Here is a 6762-nt window from a genome sequence, read left to right on the forward strand (position 1 = left end):
ATGGCGACATGTCCAACACGCCTCGCCAAGAGGGCGAGCCTGAAGAGCCCTTGAACGTCACAGTCACGGAGGGCGAGCCACTCGATGGCGGGCCGGAAGGGGTGGTGCCTCTCACTGCAACAGTCGCCCACCCGCGGATGTCTCGCTGGTGCGTGATCTTCGAGTACTTCGCACGGCCGGGGTACACCCTTGCCCCCGTCGCTGTCAGTCTTCGACCGGCTCCGGGGCTTTCGTACGACGAATACCGAAGGCTCCCCATCGGTGACATCCGAAACCTGCCGCTAGTGCGGTGGGAGTCCGCCGCGCGCCTGCATGTGGACGCCTACCTGATGAAGGGGCAAAAGCTCGATGTTGTACCTGCATACAAGAACGACCTTGATTGGGAAGCCCAAGAGCTTGCCTTGGAGCACTACCCAGACATCGCCGACGTGTCGACGCCTGGCGCCATGCGCAGGCGCAAGAGCATGACGCACTTGGCCAGCGTGGCGATGGAGTACACGACGCACACGCTGGCTGGAGTAAAAGACCCGGCGGCGGCTATCGCCCGGAGTCGAGAGGCGAACCCCGCGACAGTTCGCTCGTGGATTCACCGGGCCCGCAAAGCGGGCTTTCTGCCAGAGACCGACAGAGGAGGAAGCTAGGTGGCCAGTAGCCGTCGTGGGGGAGCCGTTTACCGGCGCTGCGAATGCAGAGGGGGCAATGGGAAGCTGCTCGGGGCTGCTTGCCCGGATCTGAAGAAGCGAACTCACGGGCGCCCGGCGATACGCCAAGAACTACCGCGCACTGCCGAGAACACGCGCCGGACCTTCCGTCGCACCGGGTACGACACCGTCAAGGAAGCGCAGGCCGACCTCGACCGCGTGCGCGCCATCCTGGACCTTGCAGGGGATGACCAGGACGCGCAGCAGCGAGTCGGCGACCTGCTGGCCGACGTAGCCAAGCGCCGAGCGCCGATCCCGCCGCCTGCCGAGGTCTCTCGGCGTCTCGGGGTCGGCGTGCCGCTCGACGGCAAGATGACCGTTGGTGAGTGGCTGGACAAGTGGTTCGCTGCCAAGAAGACCCGGAAGACGACGAACAACGGCTATGCCTCGCACATCCGCGTGCACCTGAAACCGCGGTTAGGGCACCTCCGCCTTGACCGCCTGTCCGTTGGCCACGTTCAGGAGATGTTCGACGCCATCGCCGACGAGTCGGACGTGATCCGTGCGGAGAACCAGGCCCGGCGCGAGCAGGAAGCGCGTTGTCGGTGGGGGAAGCCAGGACGCCCGCCGGCCAGCGAGCGCCAACGACTCGCGGCGGAGCGCGCCAAGCTCGATGACATGAAGCCGTATCGCAAGGCGAACGGCCCCTCGACCCGGCAAGCGATCCGCCGGACGCTGCGCACCGCCCTGAACAAGGCGATTGCGCAGCAGTTGATTACGTTCAACGCGGCGGCGCACGTCGAGTTGGAGGCGGCGGCTCGGCCCAAGGGACTTCTGTGGACCGCCGAGCGAATAGCGCGCTGGCGGGAGACGGGCGAGGTTCCGGGGCCCGTCATGGTGTGGACCCCCGAACTGCTCGGTGAGTTCCTGGACGCGGCCGTGGGCCACCGGCTCTACGCCCTCTACCACCTGATCACCCATCACGGCCTGCGTCGTGGTGAGGGAGTGGGCCAGGGATGGGCGGACTGCCATCTTGAACAGGCGCCGCCTCGGGTGGACGTGACCACGGAGATCGTCGTCGATGGGTGGACGCCGATTGAGACCGCGCCGAAGACAGACGGTTCGGCGGCCTCGGTCATGATCGATTACGGAACCGTGATCGTGCTGAATGAGCACAAGGTTCGCCAGACCGCCGAGCGTGACGCCTGGAACGAGAGGGCGGCGAGGGAGCGGGCAGCGGGCAAGGACGTGGCCGACTGGGCGAACACGGGGAAGGTGTTCACCGCCGAGGACGGTAGTTGGCTTCACCCGGACGTCGTGAGCCGGGAGTTCGACAGGATCGTGAAGAGGGCTGATCTTCCGCCGGTCAACCTCCGGGACACTCGCCACAGCGCGGCCGGACTCGTGAAGGCCGGAGGTGGCGACCTGCACGACGCTAAGAAGAAGCTGCGTCACTCCACCATCGCGCTGACCTCCGACACGTACATGGAACTGTTCGAGGAGTACGAGCAGGATCTGACCGAGCGCGCGGCGGCGGCCGTGCCGCGTGCCCGGAGGCGCCCGGCCGAGGAGCCAGCGGCGTAGCGTGGTCGGAGAACGGGCCCTGTCACCGCAGGTGGCGGGGCCTTTCTGCTGGCCCGCTGCTGGCCCGGATGCTTCGGAACGGGCCGGTACAGGGCGGATCGGACGGCATGGGCCAGTAGCACCGGGCTGGGTATGACCTGCTGTTTCTCTATGCTGCGGCACTCGACGGCATGATCCGGAACGGCCCGACAGTGATCGTTTCGGGGTCTCCGGAGGCTTTTAATCCATTGGTTGTGGGTTCGAGTCCCACACGGTCTACGGAAGAAGGCCCCAGGTCGGGAAGTCCGACCTGGGGCCTTCTGCTGTCGTCAGGAGGGCAGGGGGGTCAGCCCGCCCAGCGGCCCGTCAGGAACGTGAGGGCGCAGAGGGGCATCAGGGGGGCCGCCAGGCACACGTAGGCGGTGTGGACGCGGGGTGTGCGCAGGCTCCAGGAGGCCAGGAGGATCCACAGGGGCCACCACAGGAGCGTGGCTCGGGGAATCGACATGTACCAGTAGGACGTGCCGAGGGCGCACAGGGTCAGTCCGGTGTACGTCGCCTCGGGCCAGCGTCGGCGCAGCAGCAGGAAGCCCGTCAGGAGGACGCCGAGGACCATCGTGAGGAGCTCGGCCTGGAACTCCAGGGCGTAACCGATGCCCACGGAGTGGCCGAACGCGGCCTCCCAGGTGTTCTGCCAGGTCTCCCAGGGGGCGTGGAAGTCGCGGTACCAGCCGCGCTCTTCGGCGTGCTTCCACGCCATCCAGTCGCCGGTGCGGTCGTGCAGGAACCAGCTGTAGGCCAGGGGCGGCAGGGCGGGCAGCGCGAGCCAGGGCAGGGCGTGCCAGTCGCGGTGGGTGCGGACCGTGGTCAGGAAGTGCACGGCGAGGGCCGCGGCGAGGAAGAGGCCGCTGACGCGGACGGTCGTGGCCAGGCAGGCGAGCAGGGCGGTCAGCGGCCAGGCGCGGCGCTGCGCGGCCAGCCAGGCGGGCAGGGCGAAGGCCAGGAAGAGGGCCTCGGTGTAGCCCGCCGCCAGGAAGACCGCGCACGGGGAGAGCAGGAAGAACAGGACGGTGCGGCGGCCCGCGGCGGTGGCGCCCGGCAGATGGCGGCGGGCGATGCGGGCGAGCGCGAGGACGGCCACTCCGCCGGAGACGAAGGAGATGAGCAGCCCGGCGGCGGTCCAGTCGGGCACGACCGTGTGGACGGCGCGCAGGGTGAGCGGGAAGCCGGGGAAGAAGGCCTCCCGGTTGTCCCATTCGGTGGACCAGGGGCCCAGGCCGCCGGGGAAGTAGCCGTCCTGGGCTATGCGCAGGTAGTGCCACCAGTCCCACTGCTCCCAGGCGGAGAGCGGCGACGCGGCGTGCCGGGCCTTCGGGTCGGACGGGAAGAGGTGGGTCGCGCTGTAGGCGGTGGTCCAGATGACGGCGCGGGTGAGGAGGTAGAGGGCGAGTACGGAGAGGTCGTCGCGGGACAGCAGGCGCCGGGGCGCGGGGGGTGCGGGGGGTGCGGACGGCTTGTCGGGTACGGAGGCGGGGGAGCGGAGGTTCCGGCCCACGGGCCTCGATGGGGAGGAAACGGGCATACGGGTGCCTCCGGGGGCGGGTCGGGGTGTGCGGGATCGCCTCGCGGCGGCGTAGGCGCGTACGCAGCGGCCTAGGCGCGTACGCGGCGAGGTGCGATGGACGGACGGGATGGGCGGGATGGGCGGGCGCGGGCCCGGTGTCAGGTCAGGTCGGCGGAGGGCCGCTCGTGGACTCCGTGCCGGGCGGCCGTGTCGTGGAGTCCGCCCGGTCGGTGGTCGCCCCGGCGGGCGGCGCCGAGCCTGAGGGGTCACTCAGGGGCAGGCCCGTCTCCCTGACGGGCGACTCCGTACGCGGGAACGTGGGCGAGCCCGTGAACGACGGCGAGAAGGTCGGGTCCGTGGTGTCGGGTGCCGTCGTCTCGGACGGCACGGGCGGCTCGGACGAGTCGGGTGACAGGGACGGCACCGACGGGACCGTCGCGGGCGGCGTCGGGGTCTGGGAGCGGTGGACCAGGGCCGCCGCGCCCGCGCCCGCGACGACCAGGGTCGCGGTGACGGCGACCGCCGTGACGAACGTGCGGTGCGCCTTGCGGCCGCGCCGGGTGATGTCCGAGACGGGCGGCAGGTCGGCGCGGGACCGTCCGGCGGCCGCCGCCTCCTGGAACAGGGAGCGCAGAGGGTCGTGCGGTTCAGCCACCGTGGACCTCCTCGGTACGCGGATCGGTGAGGCGGCGCGCGAGCGAGGCCCGGCCGCGGGACAGATGGGTCTTGACGGTGCCTGCGGAGAGCCCGGTCTCACCGGCGATCTGCTCGACGGTCAGGTCGCACATGTAGTGCAGGGCGAGCGTGCGGCGCTGCTGCGGCGGGAGGTCCCGCAGCGCCTCGACCAGGGCGACCGACTCGGGTCCTGGGCCTTCCTCGTGCGGCGGGGCGCCACTGCGCTGCCAGGCCGCCGCCGACCGGCGCAGGCCCCGCCAGCGGCTGACCGCGAGCCGCCAGGCGACCGTGCGGATCCACGCCTCCGGCTGCCCGTCGCGGTCGAGCCTGCCCCGGCGGCTCCAGCCCTTGACGAACGCCTCCTGCACCACGTCCTGCGCCTCGTGCAGATCGCCGAGCATCACGTACAACTGGCCCGTCAGGCGCCCGGCCGCGCGCGCATAGAACTCCTCGAACTCCTCGACGGTCAACAGATGGCTCCCGGATCTCCTCGGTCTCACCACGCATACGCCCGCCGGGCCGCATCCGGTTGACACCGGATACGAAACATCTCGGTGATCGCCGTCACAGTGCCCCGCGACCGCGCTCCCGGTGCGGCGCCCCGAGGCCGCGGGGCCGCCGCGTGCCACGACCGGCCCAACAGATCCTGCGCCCGCGCCGCCCGCGGGCCACGCTGCCAGTAACCCGATCGGAGGTGCGGCATGGCGGCTGGATCAGGTGGCGGCGGACGGGGGCACCGGTTCGCCGCGGGTGCGGCGGCCCTGCTCCTCGCGCTCGCCGCGACGGCCTGCGGCGGCGGCTCCGGCGACGCGGGCGACCCCGCGACCCGGCCCGCACGCCCCGCCGACCGGCCCTTCGCGCACCCCGGCGTCCTCGTCAGCAAGGCCCAGCTGGACCGCCTGAAGGCGCGGATCGCGGCACACCAGGAGCCCTGGTCGAAGGCGTACCGGCAGATGGCGGCCAGCAAGTACGCCTCGTACGCCTACCAGGCCAAGCCCTACGCGACCGTCGTCTGCCCGCCCGACACCCGGCCGGGGCAGGGGTGCGTGGAGGAGCGCGAGGACGCCCTGGCCGCGTACACCCAGGCCCTCCTCTACAACATCACCGGCGAGCGCGCCCACGCCGCGAAGGCCGTGCAGATCATGGACGCCTGGTCCCGCGTGATCACCCGGCACACCGAGGGCAACGCCGGGCTCCAGACCGCCTGGGCCGCCTCGTCCTGGGCGCGCGCCGCCGAGGCCGTGCGGTACACGTACGACGGCTGGAGCGACGGCGAACTCCTGCGCTTCGAGCGGATGCTGCGCACCGCCTACCTGCCCCAGGTGCTGCCCGGATCGGCCGAGTTCAACGGCAACTGGGACCTCGTGATGGCCGACGCGGCCATCGGCATGGCGGTGTTCCTCGACGACCACGCGGCGTTCGAGAAGGCCGTACGGCACTTCCGCACCCGCGTGCCCGCCTACTTCTACCTGAAGTCGGACGGCCCCGTGCCGGTGGCGCCGAAGGGCAGCGACATCGACACGCCGGACGAACTGCGCAGGTACTGGTTCGGGCAGAGGACCTTCGCCGACGGGCTCGCGCAGGAGACCTGCCGCAACTTCAAGCACACCGGGTACTCGCTCGCCGCCACCGCGCACATCGCCGAGACCGCCTGGCACCAGGGCGTCGACCTGTACGGCGAGGTCAAGGACCGGCTGCGGGCCGCGCTCGAGTTCCACGCCGCGTACCAGCTGGGCGCGGAGCCGCCCGGCTGGCTGTGCGGCGGCCGGGTCCAGCGCGACCTCGGGCCCGACACCGAGGTCGCCCTCAACCATCTGCGCGGGCGCCTCGGCATGGATCTTCCGCGCACCCGGCAGCTCACGCGGGAGCGGCGGCCGGAGGGCACGGACGACCTCTTCGTGGCCTGGGAAACGCTGACCCATGCCGAGAACACGTAACCGGTTCGCTTTCACCGCCCCCGATGGCGTACTGTTGGGTTCACCGACGCGGGGTGGAGCAGCTCGGTAGCTCGCTGGGCTCATAACCCAGAGGTCGCAGGTTCAAATCCTGTCCCCGCTACTGCTGGCCGGAGGCCCGGAACCATTGATGGTTCCGGGCCTCTGGTGTTTTTGCGCATCCGTGGGCGGTGCGCTCACCCACACGGCGCACGTCCGGTCGCCTTGCGGCGGGGGGCCGGGAAGGTGGGTGGGGTGCGTTCACTTTTCTGGTGCGGGTGGGTGGGTGGTTCTCCTCTTCCCCCCCCCCCCCCCGTTACCCCAGGACCCCGGGGGGGCCCCCCCCCGGGGGGGTTGCCCCGGGGGGGCGAAGGGGGGGGACCCC

General features: G+C 71.1%; 6 protein-coding genes and 1 tRNA gene. 4 read left to right on the top strand and 3 right to left on the bottom strand.

Going from position 1 to position 6762, the window contains the following annotated elements:
- Nucleotides 1-8: 8 nt before the first annotated feature.
- Nucleotides 9-641, top strand: coding sequence for a hypothetical protein (locus tag ACFWZ5_RS29345; RefSeq protein ID WP_384794432.1), 633 nt, complete (start codon nucleotides 9-11; stop codon nucleotides 639-641).
- Entirely contained in the window at nucleotides 642-2225 is a 1584-nt protein-coding gene (gene xerC, locus ACFWZ5_RS29350; protein WP_384794434.1) for a tyrosine recombinase XerC, read from the top strand.
- Between the two features lie 325 nt (nucleotides 2226-2550).
- Here the strand turns inward: xerC and ACFWZ5_RS29355 are convergent, their stop codons facing one another.
- The 3 genes from ACFWZ5_RS29355 to ACFWZ5_RS29365 form a co-directional block, all read right to left on the bottom strand.
- Nucleotides 2551-3786, bottom strand: coding sequence for a mannosyltransferase family protein (locus ACFWZ5_RS29355; RefSeq protein ID WP_384794436.1), 1236 nt, complete (start codon nucleotides 3784-3786; stop codon nucleotides 2551-2553).
- Nucleotides 3787-3931: 145 nt separating this feature from the next.
- A complete protein-coding gene (gene cwsA, locus ACFWZ5_RS29360; RefSeq protein WP_384891551.1) occupies nucleotides 3932-4423 on the bottom strand; it encodes a cell wall synthesis protein CwsA in 492 nt (163 codons plus the stop codon).
- Nucleotides 4416-4913 carry a SigE family RNA polymerase sigma factor gene (locus ACFWZ5_RS29365; RefSeq protein ID WP_384804735.1) on the bottom strand — a complete coding sequence of 166 codons (498 nt, stop codon included), beginning with the start codon at nucleotides 4911-4913 and terminating at the stop codon, nucleotides 4416-4418. Before ACFWZ5_RS29365 ends, cwsA begins: the two co-directional genes overlap by 8 nt.
- Nucleotides 4914-5144: 231 nt before the next feature.
- Here ACFWZ5_RS29365 and ACFWZ5_RS29370 point away from each other — a divergent pair, with 231 nt between their 5' ends.
- Nucleotides 5145-6380: an alginate lyase family protein gene (locus tag ACFWZ5_RS29370; RefSeq protein WP_384804737.1), complete on the top strand. Its 1236-nt coding sequence runs from the start codon at nucleotides 5145-5147 to the stop codon at nucleotides 6378-6380.
- 47 nt (nucleotides 6381-6427) lie between these two features.
- Nucleotides 6428-6501 (top strand) — tRNA-Met (locus ACFWZ5_RS29375).
- The last annotated feature ends 261 nt before the right edge of the window (nucleotides 6502-6762 follow it).

The organism is Streptomyces sp. NPDC059003 (assembly GCF_042740445.1).
Taxonomy (GTDB): Bacteria; Actinomycetota; Actinomycetes; order Streptomycetales; family Streptomycetaceae; genus Streptomyces.